Genomic DNA, 23,799 nt, shown 5'->3' with positions numbered 1-23,799 from the left:
GCAGCGGGCCGTCGGCGCATGAGGATGAGGACCAGGGACGAGAAGATGCGTGAGCAGGGAAGGACGTGCATGCGGGCAGTACTGCCGAGGATGATCGCCTCGGTGATCCGCGGGTCCCGCCGTGGGCGCGATCTGGCACTCGTGTGCCTCATGGCCCTGGTCCCCCTGCTCGTCCTGCCCTCGCAGGCGGCCCCCGCCCGGGCCGACACCTCCACGGGGCCCTCCACCAGCGGCACCGCCTCGACCGTCAGCCCCTCCACCGTGGCCGTGGGAGGCACCCTCATGTACACCGTCTCGGGCTTCCCGCGGGGCGCCACGGTCCAGATCCTCATCGACGACGGCGCCCTGGCCGCCTCCCCGGAGGCGGCCGGTGTGGTGGCCACGATCAGCATCGATGAGGACGGCACCGCCTCGGGCTCCTTCGAGCTCCCGGACTACGTGGGCCTGGGCGCCCACTGGCTGCGCTTCCGCGTCTCGGCGGGACAGGACGTGGCCACCTCCACGGTGCGCACCGCCGACTACACCAACAAGAGCCCCTACTTCACCGTCGCCGGCGTGACCGTCATCGGTGGGGCCGAGTCCGTTCCCCCTCCCACCCCGCAGCCGGATCCCACCCCACCGCCCATGGCCGAGGCCGCGGCGGGCCCGGCGGCCGGCACGCGCCCCGATGCGCCCGCCGCCCTGCAGCGCAGCGCCGCCGCCGAGGCCTTCCCCGCCATCGGCCGCTCCATCCTGGCGCTCAGCGCGCTGCTGGTGCTGCTGTCCGTCGTCGTGGTGATCAACCGCCGCCGCCTGGCCCAGCTCAGGCGCAGCCAGGGCGCGCTGCCGCAGCGCGGGCTGCACGCCTGAGCGGGGCGCCGCAGGGCCCGGGCTAGACTGCCGGCGGCGCCCGCCCGTCTCGCGGTGCGCCCCGACGGGCACCGGGACAGTGCCCCACACGGAAGGAATCCAGCACCGTGCTGCGAACCCGCACAGCAGGCTCCCTGCGCTCACAGGACATCGGCACCACCGTCACCCTGACGGGATGGGTGGACCGGCGCCGCGATCACGGGGGCGTGGCCTTCATCGATCTGCGGGACGCCTCGGGCATCGCCCAGGTGGTCATCCGCGAGGAGGTCGCCCACGACCTGCGCGCCGAGTACGTCCTGAGGGTCACCGGCCAGGTCACTGCCCGCCCGGAGGGCAACGCCAATCCCGGCCTGCCCACCGGGGAGATCGAGGTCGTGGCCGATGAGGTGGAGATCCTCAACCCGGCCGCCCCGCTTCCCTTCCAGGTCTCCGACCACGCCGAGGACGCCGGCCAGGTGGGGGAGGAGGCCCGCCTCAAGCACCGCTACCTGGACCTGCGCCGTTCGCCCATGCAGCGGGCCATCCGCCTGCGCTCCCAGGTCTCCGCGGCGGCGCGCCGAGTCCTGGAGTCCCACGACTTCGTGGAGATCGAGACCCCCACCCTGACCCGCTCCACCCCGGAGGGCGCCCGCGACTTCCTGGTGCCCGCGCGCCTGGCCCCCGGCTCCTGGTACGCCCTTCCCCAGAGCCCCCAGCTGTTCAAGCAGCTGCTCATGGTGGCGGGGATGGAGCGCTACTACCAGATCGCCCGCTGCTACCGCGATGAGGACTTCCGGGCCGACCGCCAGCCGGAGTTCACCCAGCTGGACGTGGAGATGAGCTTTGTCGAGCAGGACGACGTCATCGCTGTGGCCGAGGACGTGCTGCGCGAGGTCTGGGCGCTCATCGACTACGAGCTGCCCACCCCGATCCCGCGGATGACCTACGCCGAGGCCATGGAGAAGTACGGCACGGATAAGCCCGACCTGCGCTTCGGCCTGGAGCTGGTCGACCTCACCGACTACTTCGCGGGCACCTCCTTCCGGGTCTTCCAGAACCCCCATGTGGGTGCTGTGGTCATGCCCGGGGGCGCCTCGCAGTCGCGGCGCACCTTCGACGCCTGGCAGGAGTGGGCCAAGCAGCGCGGTGCCAAGGGCCTGGCCTACGTGACCGTCGGCGAGGACGGCGAGCTGGGCGGGCCGGTGGCCAAGAACATCTCCGAGGCCGAGCGCGCGGGCCTGGCCCGGGCCGCGGGCGCCCAGCCGGGGGACTGCATCTTCTTCGCCGCCGGAGGCGTGGAGGCCGCCCGCGCCCTGCTGGGGGCCGCCCGCCTGGAGATCGGCAGGCGCTGCGGGCTCATCGATGAGGACCAGTGGTCCTTCGTGTGGGTGGTGGACGCCCCCCTGTTCAAGGCCTCGGCCGAGGCCAGGGCCGAGGGTGATGTGGCCCTGGGCGCCTCGGCCTGGACGGCGGTGCACCACGCCTTCACCTCGCCCAAGCCCGAGTGCCTGGAGACCTTCGACACCGATCCGGGCAGCGCCCTGGCCTACGCCTACGACATCGTGTGCAACGGCAACGAGATCGGTGGCGGCTCGATCCGCATCCACCGCGCCGACGTCCAGGAGCGGGTCTTCAAGGTCATGGGCATCAGCCGGGCCGAGGCGCAGGAGAAGTTCGGCTTCCTGCTGGAGGCCTTCACCTTCGGGGCCCCGCCGCACGGCGGCATCGCCTTCGGCTGGGACCGCATCGTCTCCCTGCTGACCGGGGCCGACTCCATCCGCGACGTCATCGCCTTCCCCAAGTCCGGCGGCGGCTTCGACCCGCTGACCGACGCCCCGGCCCCCATCACGCCCGAGCAGCGCAAGGAGGCCGGCGTCGACGCCGAGCCCGCCTGATGCCCTGATCGCCCGTCCCGCTGGTGCCAGCGGGACGGGCGATCAGATGGGTCTGCCGGAGGCGGGGCTCAGGCCGCGTGCGTGCAGGTGGGGCAGGAGCAGTCCTCGCAGGAGCAGGAGGAGCAGGAGTCCTCGCAGTGCTCGCAGGAGCAGGTGCTGTGGTTGCAGGTGGGGCAGGAGCAGTCGGCGCAGTCGCACACGGCGCAGACGTCGGAGCAGTCCGGGCAGGAGCAGGCGGTGCACTCGTCGTAGTGGCCGTTGTCCTCGCGGTGGGCGTGGCCGTCGTGGATGTAGTCGACGTGGTCGCCGTGGATGACGGCGAGGTGGCCGCAGTCGGGGCCGTGGGTGTGGCTGTGGGCCTCGGCGGGGCGGTGCTCAGTGGTGGCAGTCATGGTCGTGCTCCTTCATATGTCCGAGCGCGTCGAGGAAGATCGACGCGACGTGGTCGTCGATGAGGGAGTAGCTGTTCCGGCGCCCGTCCCTGAGGGCCTCCACCAGGTGGGCCTCGCGCAGCACCCGCAGGTGGTGGGAGACCAGTGGCTGGGAGGCCCCGAGCAGCTCGACGAGCTCGGAGACGTCAGCGGGGGACTCGGTCAGGCGGTGGATGATGCTCGCCCTCATCGGATGCGCAAGGGCCTTGAACAGCTGCACGACTGGTGAGTCGTCGTTCAACGGCCCGGTGATGGGCCTGTCGTCCTCTTGCATAAAAGCGACCTTATATCAGCGCTCCTTGATATGCAAGCGCCTTGATGCGTCGTGTCCTCCTGGGCCGGCCGCCCGGTAGGGTGGGCGCCCGGCATCCCGACGCGTCCATGCGACGGCCCCGGCTGGCATGGCGCCCCATGGCGCCGGGGCGGTGCCCGCGGCAGTCCCATGACAGCAGGAGGCAGAGTGCAGGCAGCAGAGGAGCGGCGCCGTGTCTACGCGCATCGGGGCCTGAGCGCCCTGGCGCCGGAGAACACCCTGGCGGCGGTGCGATCAGCCGCGGAGCACGGGGTCGCCTGGGTCGAGGTCGACGTCGATGTCCTGTCGGACGGCACGGTCATCGTCCTGCACGACTCCACCCTGGACCGCACCACCAACCGCTCCGGCCGCTACGACGATCTCGTGGCCGCGGATCTGGCGGGGATCGACGCCGGTTTCTGGTTCTCCCCGGAGTTCGCCGGCGAGCCCTTGCCCACGCTCCCCGAGCTCCTGGAGGTGGTGGCCGCGACGGGCCTGGGCCTCAACCTGGAGCTGAAGTCCAATGAGGCGGGCGGGCGGCGCAGCCTGATGCTGGTGGACCGCGTGGCCGCCGCACTGGGGGGACTGGGCCCAGGCGCCCGGGTGCTGGTCTCCTCCTTCAACCACCTCCTGCTCCACCTGTTCAAGCAGCGCGCCCCGCAGGTGGCGGTGGCCTGCCTCTACGGCCGGCCGGGCCCCCACGGGGACTGGCGCTCGACCATGGAGCTCACCGGGGCGGCGCACATCCACCTGGAGGATGCGGGCCTGACCCGCGAGATGGTCCAGGCGGCGCGCGATGCCGGCTACGGGGTGGGCGTGTGGACGGTCAACTCCCGGGGCCGGGCCAATGAGCTGTTCAACTGGGGCGCCACCGCCGTCTTCTCTGACAACGCCCACGAGATGCTCGATCTGGCGCTTCAGCCGCCTGCCGGTCGGGGCTGATCGGGCGCCCGTCGCCGCCGGCGCCGATGCCCGCGCCGCGACGCAGGCCCCAGCGATTGTGAGTGCGGTCACCGGATGTAGCATGGAGTCATGTCGCGCTACATCGAGCTGCACCCCGACAACCCGCAGACCCGCCTGGTGGCCAAGGTCGTGGACACCCTCAAGGACGGAGGCCTGGTGGCCTACCCGACCGATTCGGGATACGCCCTGGCCTGCGCCCCGGGCAACAAGGACGGCCTGGACCGGATCCGCACCATCCGCCAGTTGGACGCCAAGCACAACTTCACCTTCATCTGCGCCGACTTCGCCCAGGCCGGGCCCCTGGCCATCGTGGGCAACAACGCCTTCCGGCTCATCAAGCGCCTGACCCCGGGGCCGTGGACCTTCATCCTCAAGGGCACCAAGGAGGTGCCGCGCATGACCCTCAACCCCAAGAAGCACACCCTGGGCGTGCGCATCCCCGACCACGCCATCACCCAGGCCCTGGTCGCCCAGTTCGGCGAGCCGCTGCTGTCCTCCACCCTCATCCGCCCCGGCAGCACCGAGCCGGAGACCGATGGCTGGCAGATCCAGGACTCCCTGGGCCACCTGCTCGATGTGGTCATCGAGGGGCCGGTGGGCCAGGCCCGCTCCACCACGGTGGTGGACCTGACCGACGACGTGCCCGAGGTGCTGCGTGAGGGCGCGGGGGACGTCTCCCTGCTGTAGCACCCCACCCGCGGGTCCCGCCCACCTCGCTGAGTGACGCCCTCCCCGCCGGGCGACGCGGGGCTTTAGCCCCATGATGCTCCCCGCAGCGCCCGCGATCTCCGGGGGAGCGCGACTACTCCTGGGCCGGGCGGGTCGGGGCGGGGCCGCGCAGGGACTCCAGCCAGCCCGGCGACCACCAGTTCCAGCTGCCCAGGAGCCCCATGACCGCCGGCACCAGCAGCGCGCGCACGACCAGGGCGTCCAGGACGAGGACGATGGTCAGCGCCAGCCCGAGCTCCTTGAGCGCCGGCAGGCCGCCGGCCTCCAGGCCCGCGAAGACCACCACCATGGGCACGGCGATGAGGGCGATGGTGCGGTTGGCGGGCCGCAGCCCCCGCTCCGTGGATGTCGCATGGTCGAAGCCGGACTCGCGGTACTCGCCGATGCGGGTCAGCACGATGACCTCGTTGCTCAAGGACAGCCCCAGGCCCAGGCAGGCCGCAGCGGCCACGACCGCCGCCTCCAGGCCGCCGCCGGGCCGCAGCCCCACCAGGGCCGAGGCGTGGCCGTGCTGGATGAGCCAGGCCAGCAGCCCGAAGGACGAGGCCAGGGACAGGAGGGACACCAGCAGGGCCCGCAGCGGCATGAGCAGGGAGCCGGTGAGCAGGAGCAGCAGCATGACGGTGAACACGGCCACGGCTCCCAGCGCCCGGGGAAGCCCGGCCATGATGGCCTCGCGCGCATCGAGCTGGCTGGCCGCCTGGCCCGTCACCCAGTTGTCCACGGGGGCGGGCAGGGCGCGGATGCCCGCCACCGCCGCCTCGGCCGAGGCGGAGGAGGGCTCGCCCCTGAGGTCGAGGTAGACCACGGTGTAGTCCCCGGCCGTCGAGGGGCTCAGGATGGCCTCGACCCCCGGCACCGCGGCCACCTGCTTGTTGATGAAGTCGGTGACCCTCGTGCCGGTGCCCGCCAGGATAAGCGTGGCGTCCTGGCCCGCCGCGGCCGGGTAGTCCTCCTGGAGGACCCGCCAGTGGTCGTACTGGGCCGAGCCGGAGGGAAGGTGCTCGGCGGAGGGCGTGACCACGTGCAGCTGGCGCAGCGGCAGGGCCAGCGCCATGAGCAGGAGCAGGCAGCCCACGACCACCGCCCATGGGTGGCGCCGGGCCCCGGCGCCCCGGCCCCGCCGCCCCGGCAGGGGCAGGCGCGCCAGCGGCGAGGGCCCCGCCAGGCGGCGGCCCGGGAGCACCAGGAGGGCGGGCACCAGCGTCAGGGTGACCGCGGCGCTCACCAGGATGGTGATGGTGCAGGCCAGGGCGATGGCCTGCAGGACCCCGCCCTCCAGGAGGGCCAGGCCAGCCAGGCCGATGCCCACCGCCAGGGTGCTGAGCATGACGGTGCGGCCCGCCGTGCGCATCGCGGTGGTCATGCAGGTGGTGACGAGCAGGTCGCGCCGGCCCGTGCGCCGTCGTCGCTCACGGCTGTCCTCCAGGGAGAGCTCCCCGTCGGCGCGGCCCAGCTCCGCGCGGTAGCGCAGCGTCAGGATCAGGCCGTGGGCCAGGGGCAGGGCCGTGGCCATGAGGACGGCGATGGCCACGGCCAGGGGCTCGATCCCCATGACCAGGCTCAGGCCGAGGAGGGCGCCGAGGCTGACCGCGATGGAGGCCAGCGCCGTCAGGAGGGGCGCCAGGGCCGCGATGAGGCTGCGCAGGATGAGGATCATGGCCAGCAGGGCCAGGGGCAGGACGATCATCTCGGCGGTGAGCAGGTCGCGCCCCGCCTGAGCGCTGATGGCCCGGTCGATGAGCCGCTGGTGGGAGACGATGCCGGTGGCCTTGGGCCCCGCCTCGCCCAGCTCCCCGGGGACCCGCTCCAGGCGGGAGGCGACCCTGTCCACCAGGGCGTTGAGCTCCCTGGTGTAGCCGTGGTCCTGGGGGTCGGCCACATTCGTGCCATTGGGGTTGACGGTGACCACGATGATGAAGCTGTCGAGATCCTTGGAGGCCAGGGAGCGGGCGGCGGGGGAGGAGAGCATCCCGGGAACCACGAAGGGGTCCAGGACATTGGAGGCCCCCGCCAGCTGGGCCAGGTCGGCGTGGGCGGGCGCCAGGGCCGAGGCGATCGCCTCCTGGCGCTGCGTGCTGCTCAGGTCGACGTCGGAGACCAGGAGGGTGACGGCCACGGCGTCGCCCGCTAGGGAGTCCAGAACCTCCTGGCCCACGGCGCTCTGGGTGCCCGGCAGGCTGGAGGAGGGGGCCTCCAGGCGGCTGAGGAGGCTCGGCCCGCCCAGGCCGCTCAGCGCCGCGGCCGCCAGCGCGACCGCGACCAGCCCCCAGGTGAGGATGACGAGCCAGGCGTCCTTGACCACGCGGTGGGCTAACCAGGAGAGCATGGGGCGATTGTCTCATCCGGCCGGCGGATGCCGGTGCACCACGGGCGGATGCCCGCGGGCCGGGGCGCGGTGGCGAGCGGCGGTCGGCGCGGTGCGCGGACGGCGGCCGCCCCCGCCCGCGGGGCGATAGGGTCCGGGCATGGACCTTTTCGAGTCTGCCGGTACCGATGAGGCCGGCCTGCCCGAGGATGCGCGCGCGCCCCTGGCCGTGCGCATGCGGCCGCGCTCCCTGGAGGAGCTGGCCGGACAGGAGCACCTGCTGGGGCCGGGCTCCCCGCTGAGGCGCCTGGTGGAGCCCGGGCCCGGGGCCATGGGCGGCGCGGGGGTGTCCTCGGTGATCCTGTGGGGGCCGCCGGGCACGGGCAAGACCACCCTGGCCTACCTGGTGGCCCGGGGCTCGGGCCGACGCTTCGTCGAGCTCTCGGCGGTCACCGCCGGGGTCAAGGACGTGCGGGCGGTGGTCCAGGAGGCGCGGCGCCAGCTGGCCGGCTCGGGCCGGGAGACGGTGCTGTTCGTCGATGAGGTCCACCGCTTCTCCCGCTCCCAGCAGGACGCCCTGCTGCCCAGCGTGGAGAACCGGTGGGTCACCCTCATCGCCGCCACCACGGAGAACCCCTCCTTCTCGGTGGTCTCCCCGCTGCTGTCGCGCTCCCTGCTGCTGACCCTGCGCCCGCTGGAGGCGCACGACATCGCCGCCCTGGTCGACCGGGCCCTCAACCACGAGCGGGGCCTGGCGGGCAGGGTGGCCATCACCGACGAGGCCCGCGAGCAGGTGGTGCGCATGGCCGGCTCCGACGCGCGCAAGGCCCTGACGGTGCTGGAGGCGGCCGCCGGCGCCGTCCTGGCCGGGGCCCGGGGCCCGGGCAGCGCCGACGGCGATGCGACCATCGGCCTGGAGGAGGTGGAGCGGGCCGTCGATACGGCCGCTGTGCGCTACGACCGCCAGGGCGACCAGCACTACGACGTCATCAGCGCCTTCATCAAGTCCATGCGCGGCTCGGACCCCGATGCCACCATGCACTACCTGGCCCGCATGATCGCCGCGGGGGAGGACCCCCGCTTCATCGCCCGGCGCATCGTCATCCAGGCCTCGGAGGACGTGGGACTGGCCGATCCCAGCGTCCTGTCCACGGCGGTGGCCGCCCAGCAGGCGGTGGCCATGGTGGGCATGCCCGAGTCCGGCCTCATCCTGGGCCAGGCGGCCCTGGCCGTGGCCACCGCGCCCAAGTCCAATGCGGTGACCGTCGCCCTCAACCGCGCCCTGGCCGATGTCAGGGCCGGCAAGGGCCGGGCCGTGCCCGCCCATCTGCGCGACGCCCACTACCGGGGCGCCGAGGCGCTGGGCCACGGCCAGGGCTACCTCTACCCCCACGACCACCCCCACTCGGTGGTGGCCCAGGCCTACCTGCCCCAGGACCTGGAGGGCACCGAGTACTACCACCCCACCGCCAACGGCTTCGAGGACCGCCTGGCCCAGCGCCTGGCCAGCGTGCGCACCATCCTGCGCTCCCAGCGGTAGGCTCCCGGCGTGCACGACGACGAACCGCACGGCGGTGCCCCCCGGGGCCCCGGCCGGACCCTGGCGCCCCTGCTCATCGGGGCCTGCGCGGGCCTGCTCTCCGGGCTGTTCGGGGTGGGCGGCGGCATCCTGCTGGTCCCCGCGCTGGTGGCGGTCCTGGGGATGGATCAGCGCCGGGCCGCCGCCACCTCCCTGGTGTCCATCATGCCGGCGGCGCTGGTGGGCGCCATCAGCTACGGGCTGCGCGGCGAGGTCTCGCTCAGCGCCGCCGCCCTGCTCGTGGCCGGCTCCCTGGCGGGCACCCAGATCGGGGTGCGCCTGCTGCACCGGCTGCCCACCCGGGCGCTGAGATGGATCTTCGTGGGATTCGTCGCCCTGGTCATCGTGGGCCAGAGGCTCTCGGCCCCGGTGCGCGCCGGCGAGCTGGCCCTGGACGCCCCCCGGTGCGCCGCCCTGGTGGGCATCGGCCTGGTCGCCGGCCTGCTGGCGGGCCTGGTGGGCGTGGGCGGGGGAGTGGTGGTCGTCCCCGGGCTGGAGGTGGTCCTGGGCGCGGGCGACCTGCTGGCGCGCGGCACCTCCCTGGCGGCCATGGTGCCCACCGCCGTGTCCGGCACGGCCGGCAACCTGCGCCGGGGCAGCGCTGACCTGCGCGTCGGCCTGCTGGCGGGGGCGGCCTCGGCGGCGGCCTCTCCGGTGGGGACGATGCTGGCCGCCTGCCTGAGCCCGGTGGCGGCGCGGTGGCTGTTCACCGCCTTCCTCCTGGTCGCCGTGGTCTCGGTGCTGCGCCGTCGACGGTCCTGAGGGCCCCGCGCGGCCGGCCCTCCCCGGGGCCGGGGCGTGATGAGGATCGCCTCACAGCCGGGGCATGGGAGGTGCGGCCCGCAGCGGGGTCGGGCTAAAGTTCTGGAGTTGCCCACCCGCGCCCCTCGGGCCCGGTGGGCCTCCTGGGGTCATGGCCCGCAGCGGCTGACCCCGCGCCGCAGGCACCCGCCGGCGGCGCGCGATCACCACTCCGACAGGAAGAAGTCATATGAGCTCCTCCCGCTCCCGCCGCCAGGTGCGCCTGTCCCGCGCCCTGGGCATCCCGCTGACGCCGAAGGCCGTGCGCTACTTCGAGCGCCGCCCCTACGGCCCCGGCGAGCACGGCCGGGCCCGCCGCCGCACCGAGTCCGACTACGCCGTCCGACTCAAGGAGAAGCAGCGCCTGCGCGCCCAGTACGGCATCCGCGAGGCCCAGCTGCAGCGCGTCTTCGAGGAGGCCCGCCGCGAGAAGGGCCTGACCGGTGAGTCCCTCGTCGAGCTGCTGGAGATGCGCCTGGACGCCCTGGTCCTGCGCTCCGGCTTCGCCCGCACCATCGCCCAGGCCCGCCAGGCCGTCGTCCACCGCCACATCATGGTCGACGGCAGGGTCGTGGACCGCCCCTCCTTCCGCGTCAAGCCCGGCCAGACCATCCAGGTCCGCCCCCGCTCCCAGGTGATGGTGCCCTTCCAGATCGCCGCTGCCGGCGCCCACCGCGACGTGCTGCCCCCCGTGCCGGACTACCTGGGCGTCGAGCTCGAGAAGCTCTCGGCCACCCTGGTGCGCCGCCCCAAGCGCGACGAGGTCCCGGTCACCTGCGATGTGCAGATGGTCGTCGAGTACTACTCGCGCTGACCCCACCCCCCGCGGTGCACGCCGGGGCGCCCCGGACCGCTCGTCGGTTCGGGGCGCCCGGTGTATCGCGCAGTACGCTGCGGTACCACCGGTACCAGGGGCCCGGACGCGGCCCGACGGCGCCGCCCCGTCCCGGGCGTCCTCGACCCGGGCCCGCCCGCTGAGCACCACCGCCCGCCGCCGCGGGCATGCCACCCACGAACCAGGATGAGGACCCCGATGCGCACCTCTGAGATCCGCAGCCGCTGGCTGGACTACTTCGCCCGGAAGGACCACGAGATCCGGCCCTCGGTGCCCCTGATCTCCCCGGACCCCTCCATCCTGTTCACCGTGGCCGGGATGGTCCCCTTCATCCCCTACATCCTGGGCACCGAGCCGGCGCCCTGGCCCCGGGCGGCCTCGGTGCAGAAGTGCATCCGCACCAATGACATCGACAATGTCGGCTTCACCACGCGCCACGGCACGTTCTTCCAGATGAACGGCAACTTCTCCTTCGGCGACTACTTCAAGGAGGGGGCCATCTCCCTGGCCTGGGAGCTGCTGACCTCCCCCACCCGGGAGGGCGGCTACGGGCTCGACGGCGACCGGCTGTGGATGACGATCTGGGAGGAGGACGAGGCCTCCCTGGACTACTGGACCCGCGTCATCGGCGTGCCCGCCGAGCGCATCCAGCAGCTGCCCTTCGCCGAGATCTCCTGGTCCACCGGGCAGCCGGGCCCGGCCGGCGCCTGCTGCGAGATCCACTACGACCGGGGCCCGGCCTACGGCCCCGAGGGCGGGCCGGCGGCCGACACCCGGGGCGACCGCTTCCTGGAGATCTGGAACCTCGTCTTCGACGAGTTCCTGCGCGGCGAGGGCCAGGGCCACGACTTCGAGCTCGTCGGCCGGCTGGAGCCCACCGCCATCGACACCGGCGCGGGGCTGGAGCGCCTGGCCTTCCTCATGCAGGACAAGCCCAACATGTATGAGATCGACGAGGTCTTCCCCGTCATCGGCGCCGCCCAGGAGCTGTCGGGCAGGACCTACGGGCGGGGGGCGCAGGCGGGCCCCGGCTCGGAGGCCTACATGGACGACGTGCGCATGCGCATCGTGGCCGACCACGTGCGCTCCTCCCTCATGCTCATCGGCGACGGCGTGCGCCCCGGCAATGACGGGCGCGGCTACGTGCTGCGCCGGCTCATCCGCCGCGCCGTGCGCTCCATGCGCCTGCTGGGCGTGGACGAGGCCACCCTGCCCACCCTCATGACCGCCTCCAAGGACGCCATGAAGGCCTCCTACCCCGAGCTGGAGGAGAACTGGGCGACGATCTCCGATGTCGCCTTCGGCGAGGAGGAGGCCTTCCGCCGCACCCTGGCCGCGGGCACCACCATCCTGGACACGGCCGTGGCCAGGGCCAAGAAGGAGGCCGGCGGCGCCGCCCCGGTGGTCACCGGGCGCAGCGCCTTCGAGCTGCACGACACCTACGGCTTCCCCATCGACCTGACCCTGGAGATGGCCTCCGAGCAGGGCGTGGCCGTCGATGAGGCCGCCTTCCGCGAGCTCATGGCCGAGCAGCGGGAGCGCGCCCGCGCCGATGCGCGCGCCAAGAAGACCGGGCACGCCGATCTGCGCGTCTTCCAGGACCTCCAGCGCCAGATGGAGGGCGGCTCGCTCTTCCTGGGCTACACGGAGGACTCGGCCGAGGCCTCCGTGGCGGCGGTCCTGGTCGACGGCGCGCCCCGGCCCACGGCCACCGCCCCCGCCCAGGTGGAGGTGGTCCTGGACCGCACCCCCTTCTACGCCGAGATGGGCGGCCAGCTCGCCGACCAGGGCACCATCCGCCTGGCCGACGGCGGGGTCATCGAGGTCGACGACGTCCAGGCCCCCCTCAAGGGCCTGACCGTCCACCGCGGCAGGCTCATCGAGGGCGGCGTCACCGTGGGGGAGAGGGCCTTCGCCCGGATCGACACCGAGCGGCGCCTGGCCATCGCCCGGGCCCACACCTCCACCCACATGGTCCACCAGGCCCTGCACGAGATCGTCTCGTCCAACGCCACCCAGGCGGGCAGCGAGAACTCCCCCTCCCGCCTGCGCTTCGACTTCCGCCACGGCTCGGCCCTGGCCCCGGACCAGCTGGCCGGCATCGAGGAGGAGGTCAACACGCGCCTGGCCGAGGACCTGCCGGTCACCGACGAGGTCATGGATATCGACGCCGCGCGGGCCGCCGGCGCCATGGCGCTGTTCGGGGAGAAGTACGGCAGGGAGGTCCGGGTGGTCTCCATCGGCGGGGACTGGTCCAAGGAGCTGTGCGCCGGCACGCATGTGCCCACCACCGGCCGCATCGGCCGCATCACCGTGCTGGGGGAGTCCTCCATCGGCTCGGGCGTGCGGCGCATCGACGCCCTGGTGGGCCAGGGTGCCTACGGCTTCCAGGCGCGCGAGCACGCCCTGGTCTCCCAGCTCTCCGCCCTCGTGGGCGCCCGGCCCGAGGAGCTGCCCGAGCGCATCGAGTCCCTCCTGGGGCGCCTGAAGGAGGCCGAGAAGAAGGTCCAGGCCGCCGAGCAGGCGGCCACGGCGGCCCGGGCCACCGAGATCATCGAGGCCGCCACCCTCGTGGGCGATGTCCGCCTGGCGGCCCTGTCCCTGGGCGAGCTGTCCTCGGCCGATGCCCTGCGGCCCCTGGTGGCCGATGTGCGCGAGCGCATGGGCCAGGCCGAGCCCGTGGTGGTGGCGGTGGGCGGCGTCGTCGGCGCCCGGCCCGTCATCGTCGTCGCCACCAACGCCCCCGCCCGGGAGGCGGGCATCAAGGCCGGCGCCCTGGTGCGGGTGGCCGCCAAGGCGCTCGGCGGCGGCGGTGGCGGCAAGGACGACATGGCCCAGGGCGGCGGGCAGAGCCCCGAGGCGCTTCCCGAGGCGCTGCGCGCCGTGGCAGAGGGCCTGCGGGGCTGAGCCGCCCCATGGATGCGAGCGCCGGGGGGATGCGCCCGGGGGTGCGCCTGGCCTTCGATGTGGGCAAGGCGCGCATCGGTGTGGCACGTTGCGATCAGGACGCGATCCTAGCGTTTCCCGTGGAGACACTCAGGAGGGACCGCTATGGTGCTGACCTTGATGAGGCAGCAGACCTTGTGGCGCAGCACGGGGCCCTGGAGGTCATCGTGGGCCTGCCCAGGAGCATGAGCGGCGGGAGCTCCTCCTCGACGAGGGACTCCCGGCGCTGGGCGCAGGATCTCGCCGGGATCATCGCACCGGTGCCGGTGCGCCTGGTCGACGAGCGCCTGAGCACGGTCTCGGCCCACAGGGGCCTGCATGAGGCGGGGCTGCGGGAGAGGAGCTTCCGCAGCGTCGTCGATCAGGCCGCTGCTGTTGTCATACTGGAGCAGGCCCTTGCGGCCGAGCGCAGCACCGGTGCGCCTGCCGGGGAGCGCGTCCACCTGAGCAAGAGAGGCAGAGCGTGAGCCACGACGATTTCTTCGCCGAGCTCGGCATCCAGCGCGAGGACGCTGCGGACGCCGGCGGCAGGGTCAAGGGCCGCCGCCAGCGGCGACTGGAGAAGGTCGAGCGCCGCCGGCGCAAGCGCCGCCGCCACTGGCTGACCTCGATCGTGCTCGTCGTCGTGCTGGCCGCCGTGGGCGTCGTGGGGTACAAGGCCGTGACCTATGTGCGCGACTCCTCCTCCAGCGCCAGCGGCGTCCAGGACTACCAGGGCACCGGTGAGGAGGAGGTGGTGGTGACCATCCCCGAGGGCGCCTCCGGGCAGATCATCGGCGAGCTGCTCCAGGACGCCGATGTCGTGGCCACCGCCGGCGCCTTCGTCGAGGCCTACAAGGCCAACGCGAACTCCGGGAACATCCAGGCGGGCACCTACACGCTCAAGACCCGCATGTCCGCGGCCAATGCGGTGGCCGCGCTGCTGGACCCCACCTCGAAGTCCGAGCACGCCCTGACCGTGCCCGAGGGCTTCACCAAGAACCAGGTCAAGGAGCGGCTCATGACCGTGGGCGGCTTCACCGCCGAGGAGGTCGATGCCGCCTACGCCGACACCGCCGCCATCGGCCTGCCCGAGGCGGCCGGGGGCAATGTGGAGGGCTGGCTGGCCTCCTCCACCTACGACATCGCCGAGGACGCCACCGCCACCGAGGTGGTGGCCCGGATGGTCTCCGTGACCACCTCGCGCCTCAAGGCCCTGGGGGTGGCGGAGAAGGACTACCAGCAGGTCCTCATCAAGGCCTCCATCGTCGAGCGCGAGGTCTCCCTGCCCAAGTACTACGGCCAGGTGGCCCGGGTCATCGAGAACCGGCTGAAGGACACCGACGGCGAGACCCAGGGCCTGCTCCAGATGGACTCCACGGTCCTGTACGGCCTGGGCCGGGTGGGGGGCATCCCCAGCGCGGAGGAGACCGCCGACGACTCCAACGCCTACAACACCTACAAGCACGCCGGGCTTCCCCCCACCCCGATCGGCAGCCCCAGCGAGGAGGTCATCAAGGCCGTCATCAAGCCCCCGGAGGGCGACTGGCTCTACTTCGTGACCGTGGACCTGTCCACCGGTGAGACGCTCTTCGCCACCACGCATGCCGAGCAGGAGGCCAACACGGCCCGCCTGCGCGACTACTGCGAGAAGAACAAGGAGGTCTGCCAGGGCACCCCGATGCCCCAGGAGGGCTAGGACGCGCCCGGCAGCACCGAATGGCATGACAGCGCAGGAGCAGAGCCCATGCATCAGGCCGCCGCAGTGAGGTCCTCGGGCGCAGCCGGGGAGCCGGGCGCCGGGCCGGGGAGCGGCGCGCGCGCGCAGGGCCCGCGAGGATGGCGCGCCGCCGTCATCGGGGCCCCGGTGGCCCACTCCCTGTCCCCGGCGCTGCACCGGGCCGCCTACGCGGACCTGGGCCTGGAGCACTGGTCCTATGAGGCGATCGAGGTGGCCCCGCCCCGGCTGCCCGCCCTGCTCGATGAGCTCGCCGCCCCTGTCGGCCCCGGCCCGGGCCGGGCGATCTGGGCGGGCCTGAGCGTGACCATGCCGCATAAGCAGTCGCTGCTGGCCCTGCTGGACGCGATCGACCCGCTGGCCCGGACCGTGGGGGCGGTCAACACCGTCGTCGCCCAGCGCGCGGGGGAGGGGCCGGCCCTGCTGGCGGGCTTCAACACCGATGTGGCCGGCATCGTCGAGGCCATTCGCGAGACCCGGCGGGACGCCGTGCCCCCGGGCCTCCATGAGGGCGGGCCCCGGGGCGCGCTCGAGGTCCTGCCTCAGGCAGGTCCGCAGGCGGCTGGTGGCGGCGCGCTGGTGCTGGGCTCGGGGGCCACGGCCTGCTCGGCGCTGGCGGCCCTCACCGAGCTCGGCGCCGGGCCGATCGCCGTGGCGGCGCGCCGCCACGCGGGGCCGGGCCGGGCCCTGAGCGCCGCGCACCGGATGGGCATCGAGATCGAGGCCCTGGCCTGGACCCCCGGCGATGAGGCCAGCGACGCCGCCATCGCCCGGCGGGCGGCGCAGTCCCGGATCGTGGTCTCCACCCTGCCCGCCGGGGCCGCCGACACCCTGGCCCCTCACCTGGCCCCGCGGCTCAGCCCCGCCCGGGGCGAGGGGGGCGCCGCCCCGGGAGCCGGGGGCCCGGTGCTCCTGGACGTGGCCTACGACCCCTGGCCCTCGGCGCTGGCGGCGGCCTGGCAGGCGGCCGGTGGGCTGGTGGCCCCGGGCTGGCTCATGCTGCTGCACCAGGCGGTGGCCCAGGTCCGCCTCATGACCGGCCGCGCGCCCCGGGTGGCCCCGATGCGCGCGGCACTGGCCCGGGCCCTGGAGGCGCGCTGAGCAGGAGATCCGCCCGTCATATGGGATGATCGGCGTCATGCTTCGATGGATGACCGCCGGCGAGTCCCACGGCCAGGCGCTGACCGCCATGATCGACGGCGTGCCCGCGGGAGTGGAGATCACGAGCGAGGAGATCGGGGCGGCGCTGGCCCAGCGCCGCCTGGGCCACGGGCGGGGGGCCCGCCAGGCCTTCGAGCGCGATGAGCTGAGCATCCTGGGCGGCATCCGCCATGGGCGCACCCTGGGCAGCCCCATCAGCCTGCTCATCGGCAACTCGGAGTGGCCCAAGTGGTCCACCGTCATGAGCCCCGACCCCGTGCCGCCGCAGGCCCTGCTCATCGACGCGGGCACCGGGGACGAGCGGGAGATCGCGCGCAACCGGCCCCTGACCCGGCCCCGCCCCGGTCACGCCGACCTGCCCGGCGTGCTCAAGTACGACCTGCCCGATGCCCGCGGGGTGCTGGAGCGCGCCTCGGCCCGGGAGACGGCGGCGCGCGTGGCCCTGGGCGCGGTGGCGCAGGCCCTGCTCGACCAGGTGGCCGGCATCCGCCTGGTCAGCCACGTGGTGCGCATCGGCGGGGTGGCCCTGCCCGAGGGCGCCGCGCCGCCCTCGGCCCGGGACACCGCCCGGCTGGATGCCGACCCGGTGCGCTGCATCGATGCCGCCACCAGCGCCGCCATGGTCGAGCACATCGATGCCACGCGCAAGGCGGGCGACACCCTGGGCGGGGTCGTGGAGGTCATCGCCGAGGGGGTGCCGGTGGGCCTGGGCACGCATGTGGCCGCCGACCGCCGCCTGGACGCCCGCCTGGCGGGCGCGCTCATGGGCATCCAGGCCGTCAAGGGCGTGGAGATCGGCGACGGCTTCGCCGAGGCGGCCCGCCCCGGCTCCCGGGCCCATGACGAGATCGTGGCCCTGGAGGAGGGCCGCGCCCAGCGGGCCACCAACCGCGCCGGCGGGATCGAGGGGGGCATGTCCAACGGCGCGCCCCTGCGGGTGAGGGCCGCCTTCAAGCCCATCTCCACCGTGCCGCGGGCCCTGCGCACCGTGGACCTGGCCACCGGGGAGGGCGCCACGGCCCTGCACCAGCGCTCCGACACCAGCGCCGTGGTGCCCGGCGCGCTCATCGCCCAGGCGATGGTGGCCCTGGTGCTGGCCGAGGCGCTCATGGACAAGACCGGCGGGGACTCGGTGGGCGAGGCCCGCCGCAACCTCGGGGCCTACCTGGACCGGGTCGCCGAGCGCACCCGGTGGGCCTAGCGGCTGCTCGATGCCGGTGACCACTCAAGCGCGGTGAGGAGACTGATCATGACCCATTCGCACATCCCCCAGGTCATCCTGCCCCAGGACCGCCTGCCACTGGTGCTCGTGGGCCTGCCCGGCGCGGGCAAGACCACGGTGGCCCGGCTGCTGGCCCAGGCGCTGGGGGTACAGGTGACGGACACCGATGCGGAGATCCGCCGTCGGGCCCGGATGACGATCCCCGAGATCTTCGCCGCCGAGGGCGAGGAGGGCTTCCGGGAGCGGGAGCACCGGGCGCTGCACGCGGTGCTCGACTCCCCGGCGGCGGCCCAGGGCGTCATCGCCCTGGGCGGGGGCGGGGTGCTGCGGGCCGACAACCGCCGCATGCTGGAGGGGCGCACGGTCATCCACCTGGTGGCCAGCCCCCGCACGGCCGCGGCGCATGTGGGCGATGGCAGCGGGCGCCCCCTCATCGGCCCGGGCGCGGACTCCGATGAGGCCCGCGCCGCCCGCGAGGGCGCCGCCTACCGGGCCGACGCCGTCCTGGCCAGGATGGAGGCCCTGGACGCCCGGCGCACGCCCCTGTACGCCGAGGTCGCCACGATGAGCGTGCCCACCGATGGGCTGAGCCCCCAGCAGGTGGCCGCGCTCATCCTCGTGGCCCTGGGCGTGGAGGCCCCGCAGACCGCCCGGGCCCTGGCCGCCCTCGACCTGCCCTCCCAGGCGGCCGCTGCCCCGGAGCCGCAGGCGCCGGCGGCGGGGCGGGAGGCGGGCGCCACCGCCGACCGGGATCCTGGGGCACGCCCCGTCGGCCGGCCGGAGGGGGCCGTGGGACCGCGGAGCATCGGCGTGGGCGGCATGCGGCCCTACCGGGTGCTCATCGGCCACGGCCTGGAGGACCGGCTCGTCGAGGCCATCGCCAGTGCCCCCGGCGCGGGCCGGGGCGGGGTCGCGCTCATCTGCGATGAGGGGGCGGGGGAGCTGGCCTCCGCCTACGGGGCCCGGCTGGCCCGGGCCGGGCTGAGGACCGGGCGCATCGAGGTGCCCGGCGGGGAGCGCACCAAGACCACCGGGGTGCTCGACCGCGTGTGGGGCGAGCTGGGCGCCATGCGCCTGGGGCGCGACGGGCTGGTGGTGGGCCTGGGCGGAGGGGCGAGCACCGATCTGGCGGGCTTCGCGGCCGCCACCTGGCTGCGCGGGGTCCCCATCATCCAGGTGCCCACGACCCTGCTGGCCATGGTCGATGCCGCCGTGGGGGGCAAGACCGGCATCAACACCGCGGCGGGCAAGAACCTCGTGGGGGCCTTCCACCCCCCGGCTGCGGTCCTGGCCGACCTGGACTGCCTGGCCACGCTCGATGACCGCGAGCTGCGCGCGGGCCTGGCCGAGGTCATCAAGTGCGGCTTCATCGCCGACCCCGCCATCCTCGACCTCGTCCTGGAGCGCGGGGAGGACTCCCGGCCCCCGGCCTGGGACAGCCCGGTGCTGGCCGAGCTGGTGGCCCGCGCCGTGGCGGTCAAGGCCGAGGTCGTGGGCGAGGACCTCACCGAGTCGGGCCTGCGGGAGATCCTCAACTACGGGCACACCTACGCCCACGCCATCGAGCGGACCACCGATTACCAGTGGCGCCACGGGGAGGCGGTGGCCGTGGGCTGCGTCTTCGCCGCCGAGGTCGCCCACCGCTGCGGCAGGATCGACGCCGAGACGGTGGCCCTGCACCGCCGCGCCCTCAGCGCCGTCGGCCTGCCGGTGGCCATCCCCCGGGCCCGGGGCCGCTGGGAGGAGATGCGCGCGGTGATGCTCAGCGACAAGAAGGTGCGCGCCGGGGCACTGCGCCTGGTGCTGCTCGACGGCGTCGGCGTGCCCGTGCGCACCGCGGCGCCCGCAGAGGTGGTGCTGGAGCAGGCCCACCAGGCGGTCACCGCCGAGGAGGGCGGGCAGTAGTGGGGGCGGAGGTGCCGGTCCCGGGCCCGCCCGCCCCGGCGCCCCTGGCGCTCATCGGCCCGCCGGGGGCGGGGTGCCGCAGCGTGGCCGCCGCGGTGGCGCGCCTGCGGGGGCGGCAGGCCCCGGCCCGCGAGGCGGGCGACGAGGGCGCGGCCGGGGCAGTCGATGAGGCAGTTGATGAGGCGGCTGGTGCGCCGGTGGGCGCCGTGGTCGATGCCGCGGTCGTGGACCTGGCGGCGCTGACGGCCGCCTCCCTGCGGGTGGGGGCCGAGCACGCCCTGGTCGCCGTCGGGGAGCGGGCCTACCGGCGCGCCGAGGCGGCGGCCCTGGTCGAGGCGCTGGAGCGGGCTGTCGTGGCCGGTGATGAGGGGGCCCGAGGCGCCCCTGGTGGTGGGGCCGTGCTGGCGCTGGGATCGGGCTGGGTGGATGAGCCGCAGGCCCGCCGCGCCCTGGAGACCTTCGCCGCGCGGGGCGGACGGGTGGTGGCCCTGGGCGCGCAGGGCCGGGTGCTGGCGGCCCGCAACGGCCTCAACGCGCCGCGCTCGGTGGCCCTGGGGCCCGTCCACCACCAGTTCATCGGCATGCTCCGCCGGCGCGAGGAGGCCTGCCGCGCCCTGGCCGAGGCGGTTATCGACACCAGCAGCACCAGCCCTGATGAGGCCGCCCGGCACGTGCTGGGGCACCTGGGCGCGCCGTCGTGACCCGGCCGGCCTGAGCGCCCGCGGGGCAGGCCGGGGCGGTGCTCCAGTGATCCGCGTGACATGGGGGGCCTGCGGAGCGCCTGGCGGGGCGCGGTAGGATCGTCCCTGTTCTAAGACGGCAGCGACAGTGAGGATTGTGCACGTGGCGACGACCAATGATCTGAAGAATGGACTGGTTCTCAACCTGGAGGGCCAGTTGTGGCAGGTGGTGGAGTTCCAGCACGTCAAGCCGGGCAAGGGCCCAGCCTTCGTGCGCACCAAGCTGAAGAACGTCCTGTCGGGCAAGACCGTGGACAAGACCTTCAACGCCGGCCTCAAGGTCGAGACCGCCACGGTGGACCGCCGCGACATGCAGTACCTGTACAAGGACGGCGACGACTTCGTGTTCATGGACGTGAAGTCCTATGAGCAGACCTACGTGCCCTCGGCCACCGTGGGCGATGCGGCCACCTTCATGCTGGAGAGCCAGGACGTGGTGGTGGCCTTCCACGAGGACACGGTGCTCTTCGTGGAGATGCCGGCCTCCGTGGTGCTGACGGTCTCCCACACCGAGCCGGGCCTCCAGGGCGACCGCTCCTCGGCGGGCACCAAGCCGGCCACGCTGGAGACCGGCGCGGAGATCCAGGTGCCGCTGTTCCTCAACACCGGCGACCGGGTCAAGGTCGACACCCGCGCCGGCACCTACATCTCCCGCGTCACCGACTGATGGGCGCGCAGGCCCAGTCCGAGGAGGGCGGCGCTGCGCCCGGCCGCGGTGACAAGCACCCCGTCACCGCCCGCACCAAGGCCCGGCGCCGGGCCATCGAGATCCTCTTCGAGGCCGACCAGCGCGGCATGCTCCGCCCCGGGGCCCCGGGGCGCGGGGAGCGCCTGGCGGATTTCGCCGCTGAGCGTGCCGTGACCTCCGCGAACCACACGCAGGCGCCCGCCTACACCCGCGAGATCCTCGCCGGCCTCGCCGAGCGCCTGGAGGAGGTCGATGAGGCCATCGAGACCTACGGGCAGGGCTGGACCCTGGGGCGCATGCCGGCGGTGGATCGGGCGATCGCCCGCACGGCCGCATGGGAGATCATCTACAACGATGAGATCGACCCGCCGGTGGCCGTCGATGAGGCGATGACGCTCAGCCGCATGCTGTCCACCGATGAGTCCCCCCGCTACCTGGGGGGCCTGCTGGGCAGGATCGGGGACCTGGCGGAGACGCTGCGGTAGCCGCCGGGGCCCCGCTGCCGGGCAGGCCGCAGCGGGATGCGGCCTGCGGCGCGGGGGCGGCGGCGCAGGGCTGCGGCCGGTGGGGAGGAGTGCCGATCGCGTCCAGGGGGCTTGCTGCCTACTGTCAGCCCATGAGCAGGTACGCCCAAGGGGCTTGGGGAGCGCAGGGCGCTCATGCGATCGGCTACCCGGGGGCCTGCCCCCACCCGGTGGGCATGCCGCCGTGGGCGGTGCCGCACTACTGGTGGTATCGGCGCCGGTCGACCGCCAGGTGCCTGGCGGGCTCCCTGTGGTGCTCGGCGGTGGGGGCGGGTCATGGGGCCTGCGGCCTGGTGGCCCAGGCCTCCCGGCTGGATGCGGGTGGGGGCCTGAGCGCTGCGGCCACGGACCTGCTCCTCCTGGCCCTGATCCTGTCCCTGCCGGTGCTGGTGGTGGTGCTCGCGGCGATCGCCCTGGCGGCGGTGGGGCTGGGGCGGCTCAGCGCGATCCCGGCGATCGATGATCCTGTGGCGGTGGCGGATCCCCGGCCCGGGCTGCTGGCGCTCCTGGCCTCCTGCGTCTGCGGCATCCCGCCGTTCCTGCTGCTCGGCTTCGCGCTCATGGCCCTGGGGGAGGACGATGACGGCGTGCGGGGCGCGCTGGTGGGGACCACGGCCGCCAGTGCGGTGCTCACGGCGGTCGGCGGCGCGCTGGTGGTGGTGTGCGCGGTGGTGCTCCGCCGCTGCGATCTGGCCGGGCGGCGCACCCTCCTCGTCGCACCTGCGGCGCCGGTGGCCCCGGTGCAGGGCGGGGTGGCGGTCCCGGTGCCGCCCCCGGCGGTGGGCGGGACGCGCCTGGCCCCAGTGGGGGCCCAGTGGCCTCAGTGGAGCCGGGCCACCCGGTAGGCCTGCTCCTCGGCGCGGCCGTTGCGGGTCTCGTGCAGGCGGGCGATGGTGGCCAGCCTCTGCTCGGCGTAGGGCAGGCTGACCTCGCGAAGGTACTTGACCAGGGTGGTCTCGCCCCGGTCCTCCAGGGCGGAGATGAGGCTGCGCACGTCGTCGGGGTGGCGGTCCTGGCTCATCTGGGCCTTGCCCTCGACGTGGTCCAGGGAGATCTCGACGGCCACGATGGTGCGGGCCATGGCGGTGAGCCGGGGCTCGTCCACGGCGTCGAGCACGGCGGCGGGCTCGGTGCGCAGGGTCAGCTCGCGCACGGCGCGGATGGCGCCCTCCAGGCTGGTGTCGATGCGCATGGCGCCGCGGACGTGGACGGTGATGTAGTCCCAGGTGGGGACGGAGGGGGCGACCTCGTTGGTGACGTACCACTGGGGGGAGATGTAGGCGTCGGCCTCATCGAGGATGACCAGGGCCGGCCCGATGGAGTGCTCGGTGACCTGGGGGTTGTCGCGCACGAGGCGGGTGACGAGCACGCCCCGCTCCTCGTCGAGGTAGAACGGCACCAGGGTGGCGGCGGGGCCCTGGGCGTGGAAGGTGACGAGGTTGCCCGCCCGCACCTCTTTGAGCAGGGTGGTGGTGTAGGCCTCGGAGAGCTCTAGGTGCCGGGGGACGTACATACGACGATGCTAACGGCGGGTGGTGGGTCTCTGTGGGCGACACGAGAAGTATCCCAGGAACTGCCCAGGTAGGAGCAGCGGGGCGGGCCGGGGACCGGTGTTTCGCTGGGTCATCCGCCTTCCGCTCGGTCACCCGCCTTCTGCGGGGTATCCCGTATCCTGCTGGGTCGCTGGCGCTGTTCTGGCCCAGCGGGATGCGCGTCAGCAAGCGGAATGCGGCTGGCCCAGCGAGTCTTGGGCCACCCCGGGCGGACCGGCTTCGCGCACCGGTCGTCCCGGGCAACGACGGCGTTGCGGCGGGGGATGGGCGCCGGATGCGTAGAGGCGCGGGACTGGATGCGCCGGGCGGGGAAGAAGAGCGCGGAGTGGGGCTATGGTCCTGGATATCGGATGTCTGATGTTGGTGGGGGAGGGGGACTTTTCCGCATGGTCTCGTTGGATTCCGGGTGACGGGGGCTCTGGAGGGGTGTCGCTGGCGCTGTGGTGCTGACCTGCGTGGATGTGGTGCAAAGGGGTTTGTGCCGGGGCGGTCTGGAGGGTGCCGACGGGTCGCCTGCGCTGCGCCTCGTATCACTGCTGGTCACAGGGGGTGGTTCGAGGGGTGGGTCAGAAGGCACCCTGCGCCATAAGGTGCATTGAGACTGCACGGCAACGTGCAGCTCCTCGAAATTTCCAGTCAGAAGGCACCCTGCGCCATAAGGTGCATTGAGACAACGAGGGAC

At 73.8% G+C, this 23,799-nt stretch carries 21 protein-coding genes; 17 read left to right on the top strand and 4 right to left on the bottom strand.

Annotated elements, in window-relative coordinates; all coding sequences use genetic code 11:
- Positions 1-69: 69 nt before the first annotated feature.
- Together J5X07_RS07935 and aspS are read left to right on the top strand one after the other, a co-directional pair.
- Positions 70-849 (top strand): DNA-directed RNA polymerase II, encoded by a 780-nt coding sequence (locus J5X07_RS07935; RefSeq protein WP_243896603.1) that lies wholly within the window; start codon positions 70-72, stop codon positions 847-849.
- 107 nt (positions 850-956) lie between these two features.
- The gene (gene aspS / locus J5X07_RS07930) at positions 957-2,723 is read left to right on the top strand and encodes an aspartate--tRNA ligase (RefSeq protein ID WP_124934066.1); all 1,767 of its coding nucleotides are present in this window, start codon (positions 957-959) and stop codon (positions 2,721-2,723) included.
- Positions 2,724-2,791: 68 nt separating this feature from the next.
- On the opposite strand, the gene J5X07_RS07925 is transcribed toward aspS, so the two are convergent.
- Together J5X07_RS07925 and J5X07_RS07920 are read right to left on the bottom strand one after the other, a co-directional pair.
- On the bottom strand, positions 2,792-3,115 hold the full coding sequence (locus J5X07_RS07925; protein ID WP_124934067.1) for a hypothetical protein: 324 nt from the start codon (positions 3,113-3,115) through the stop codon (positions 2,792-2,794).
- Positions 3,099-3,428: an ArsR/SmtB family transcription factor gene (locus tag J5X07_RS07920; RefSeq protein ID WP_124934068.1), complete on the bottom strand. Its 330-nt coding sequence runs from the start codon at positions 3,426-3,428 to the stop codon at positions 3,099-3,101. Before J5X07_RS07920 ends, J5X07_RS07925 begins: the two co-directional genes overlap by 17 nt.
- A 168-nt stretch (positions 3,429-3,596) precedes the next feature.
- Between J5X07_RS07920 and J5X07_RS07915 the strand changes: the two genes are divergently transcribed.
- Positions 3,597-4,388, top strand: a complete 792-nt coding sequence (locus tag J5X07_RS07915; protein WP_124934069.1) for a glycerophosphodiester phosphodiesterase family protein — start codon at positions 3,597-3,599, stop codon at positions 4,386-4,388.
- A gap of 90 nt (positions 4,389-4,478) precedes the next feature.
- Entirely contained in the window at positions 4,479-5,096 is a 618-nt protein-coding gene (locus tag J5X07_RS07910; protein WP_124934070.1) for an L-threonylcarbamoyladenylate synthase, read from the top strand.
- Between the two features lie 115 nt (positions 5,097-5,211).
- Here the strand turns inward: J5X07_RS07910 and J5X07_RS07905 are convergent, their stop codons facing one another.
- Positions 5,212-7,467, bottom strand: a complete 2,256-nt coding sequence (locus tag J5X07_RS07905) for an MMPL family transporter (RefSeq protein WP_208479332.1) — start codon at positions 7,465-7,467, stop codon at positions 5,212-5,214.
- Positions 7,468-7,606: 139 nt separating this feature from the next.
- Between J5X07_RS07905 and J5X07_RS07900 the strand changes: the two genes are divergently transcribed.
- The 13 genes from J5X07_RS07900 to J5X07_RS07840 all read left to right on the top strand — a co-directional run bounded on the left by J5X07_RS07900 (position 7,607) and on the right by J5X07_RS07840 (position 22,409).
- Positions 7,607-8,986, top strand: coding sequence for a replication-associated recombination protein A (locus J5X07_RS07900; protein ID WP_208479330.1), 1,380 nt, complete (start codon positions 7,607-7,609; stop codon positions 8,984-8,986).
- A gap of 9 nt (positions 8,987-8,995) precedes the next feature.
- A complete protein-coding gene (locus J5X07_RS13410; protein WP_208479329.1) occupies positions 8,996-9,787 on the top strand; it encodes a sulfite exporter TauE/SafE family protein in 792 nt (263 codons plus the stop codon).
- 229 nt (positions 9,788-10,016) lie between these two features.
- The gene (gene rpsD / locus J5X07_RS07890; protein ID WP_124934074.1) at positions 10,017-10,640 is read left to right on the top strand and encodes a 30S ribosomal protein S4; all 624 of its coding nucleotides are present in this window, start codon (positions 10,017-10,019) and stop codon (positions 10,638-10,640) included.
- Between the two features lie 219 nt (positions 10,641-10,859).
- Positions 10,860-13,568 carry an alanine--tRNA ligase gene (gene alaS, locus J5X07_RS07885; RefSeq protein WP_208479327.1) on the top strand — a complete coding sequence of 903 codons (2,709 nt, stop codon included), beginning with the start codon at positions 10,860-10,862 and terminating at the stop codon, positions 13,566-13,568.
- A 29-nt stretch (positions 13,569-13,597) separates the two neighbouring features.
- Positions 13,598-14,074 (top strand): Holliday junction resolvase RuvX, encoded by a 477-nt coding sequence (gene ruvX, locus J5X07_RS07880; RefSeq protein ID WP_124934088.1) that lies wholly within the window; start codon positions 13,598-13,600, stop codon positions 14,072-14,074.
- The gene (gene mltG, locus J5X07_RS07875; protein WP_124934076.1) at positions 14,071-15,285 is read left to right on the top strand and encodes an endolytic transglycosylase MltG; all 1,215 of its coding nucleotides are present in this window, start codon (positions 14,071-14,073) and stop codon (positions 15,283-15,285) included. The genes ruvX and mltG overlap by 4 nt, the downstream gene beginning before the upstream one ends.
- Before the next feature lie 48 nt (positions 15,286-15,333).
- The gene (locus tag J5X07_RS07870; RefSeq protein WP_208479325.1) at positions 15,334-16,425 is read left to right on the top strand and encodes a shikimate dehydrogenase; all 1,092 of its coding nucleotides are present in this window, start codon (positions 15,334-15,336) and stop codon (positions 16,423-16,425) included.
- A 37-nt stretch (positions 16,426-16,462) separates the two neighbouring features.
- Positions 16,463-17,686 (top strand): chorismate synthase, encoded by a 1,224-nt coding sequence (gene aroC / locus J5X07_RS07865; protein WP_185732051.1) that lies wholly within the window; start codon positions 16,463-16,465, stop codon positions 17,684-17,686.
- 48 nt (positions 17,687-17,734) lie between these two features.
- Positions 17,735-19,612: a 3-dehydroquinate synthase gene (gene aroB, locus J5X07_RS07860; RefSeq protein WP_208479323.1), complete on the top strand. Its 1,878-nt coding sequence runs from the start codon at positions 17,735-17,737 to the stop codon at positions 19,610-19,612.
- A complete protein-coding gene (locus J5X07_RS07855; RefSeq protein WP_243896601.1) occupies positions 19,612-20,313 on the top strand; it encodes a shikimate kinase in 702 nt (233 codons plus the stop codon). Before aroB ends, J5X07_RS07855 begins: the two co-directional genes overlap by 1 nt.
- Before the next feature lie 142 nt (positions 20,314-20,455).
- On the top strand, positions 20,456-21,019 hold the full coding sequence (efp, locus tag J5X07_RS07850; protein ID WP_124934080.1) for an elongation factor P: 564 nt from the start codon (positions 20,456-20,458) through the stop codon (positions 21,017-21,019).
- On the top strand, positions 21,019-21,525 hold the full coding sequence (gene nusB / locus J5X07_RS07845) for a transcription antitermination factor NusB (protein ID WP_208479321.1): 507 nt from the start codon (positions 21,019-21,021) through the stop codon (positions 21,523-21,525). Before efp ends, nusB begins: the two co-directional genes overlap by 1 nt.
- A gap of 131 nt (positions 21,526-21,656) precedes the next feature.
- The gene (locus tag J5X07_RS07840; RefSeq protein ID WP_208479319.1) at positions 21,657-22,409 is read left to right on the top strand and encodes a hypothetical protein; all 753 of its coding nucleotides are present in this window, start codon (positions 21,657-21,659) and stop codon (positions 22,407-22,409) included.
- Here J5X07_RS07840 and J5X07_RS07835 read toward each other — a convergent pair.
- Positions 22,385-23,077, bottom strand: coding sequence for an FMN-binding negative transcriptional regulator (locus tag J5X07_RS07835; RefSeq protein WP_124934083.1), 693 nt, complete (start codon positions 23,075-23,077; stop codon positions 22,385-22,387). The genes J5X07_RS07840 and J5X07_RS07835 overlap by 25 nt on opposite strands.
- Positions 23,078-23,799: the final 722 nt, after the last annotated feature.

This window comes from Actinomyces bowdenii (assembly GCF_017592395.1).
Classification (GTDB): domain Bacteria; phylum Actinomycetota; class Actinomycetes; order Actinomycetales; family Actinomycetaceae; genus Actinomyces; species Actinomyces bowdenii.
The sequence above is the reverse complement of the archived record's forward strand: the minus strand, read 5'-3'. Positions and strand labels throughout refer to the sequence as shown.

Bases quoted from the DNA above. Each gene is read 5' to 3' on its own strand.
- J5X07_RS07920 (WP_124934068.1), bottom strand. From the start codon at position 3,428: ATGCAAGAGGACGACAGGCCCATCACCGGGCCGTTGAACGACGACTCA.
- aroC (WP_185732051.1), top strand. From the start codon at position 16,463: ATGCTTCGATGGATGACCGCCGGCGAGTCCCACGGCCAGGCGCTGACC.
- J5X07_RS07835 (WP_124934083.1), bottom strand. From the start codon at position 23,077: ATGTACGTCCCCCGGCACCTAGAGCTCTCCGAGGCCTACACCACCACC.
- J5X07_RS07905 (WP_208479332.1), bottom strand. From the start codon at position 7,467: ATGCTCTCCTGGTTAGCCCACCGCGTGGTCAAGGACGCCTGGCTCGTC.
- alaS (WP_208479327.1), top strand. From the start codon at position 10,860: ATGCGCACCTCTGAGATCCGCAGCCGCTGGCTGGACTACTTCGCCCGG.
- nusB (WP_208479321.1), top strand. From the start codon at position 21,019: ATGGGCGCGCAGGCCCAGTCCGAGGAGGGCGGCGCTGCGCCCGGCCGC.
- J5X07_RS07925 (WP_124934067.1), bottom strand. From the start codon at position 3,115: ATGACTGCCACCACTGAGCACCGCCCCGCCGAGGCCCACAGCCACACC.
- ruvX (WP_124934088.1), top strand. From the start codon at position 13,598: ATGCGCCCGGGGGTGCGCCTGGCCTTCGATGTGGGCAAGGCGCGCATC.
- J5X07_RS07910 (WP_124934070.1), top strand. From the start codon at position 4,479: ATGTCGCGCTACATCGAGCTGCACCCCGACAACCCGCAGACCCGCCTG.
- J5X07_RS07870 (WP_208479325.1), top strand. From the start codon at position 15,334: ATGCATCAGGCCGCCGCAGTGAGGTCCTCGGGCGCAGCCGGGGAGCCG.
- J5X07_RS07840 (WP_208479319.1), top strand. From the start codon at position 21,657: ATGAGCAGGTACGCCCAAGGGGCTTGGGGAGCGCAGGGCGCTCATGCG.
- rpsD (WP_124934074.1), top strand. From the start codon at position 10,017: ATGAGCTCCTCCCGCTCCCGCCGCCAGGTGCGCCTGTCCCGCGCCCTG.
- J5X07_RS07900 (WP_208479330.1), top strand. From the start codon at position 7,607: ATGGACCTTTTCGAGTCTGCCGGTACCGATGAGGCCGGCCTGCCCGAG.
- J5X07_RS07915 (WP_124934069.1), top strand. From the start codon at position 3,597: ATGACAGCAGGAGGCAGAGTGCAGGCAGCAGAGGAGCGGCGCCGTGTC.
- aroB (WP_208479323.1), top strand. From the start codon at position 17,735: ATGACCCATTCGCACATCCCCCAGGTCATCCTGCCCCAGGACCGCCTG.
- J5X07_RS07935 (WP_243896603.1), top strand. From the start codon at position 70: ATGCGGGCAGTACTGCCGAGGATGATCGCCTCGGTGATCCGCGGGTCC.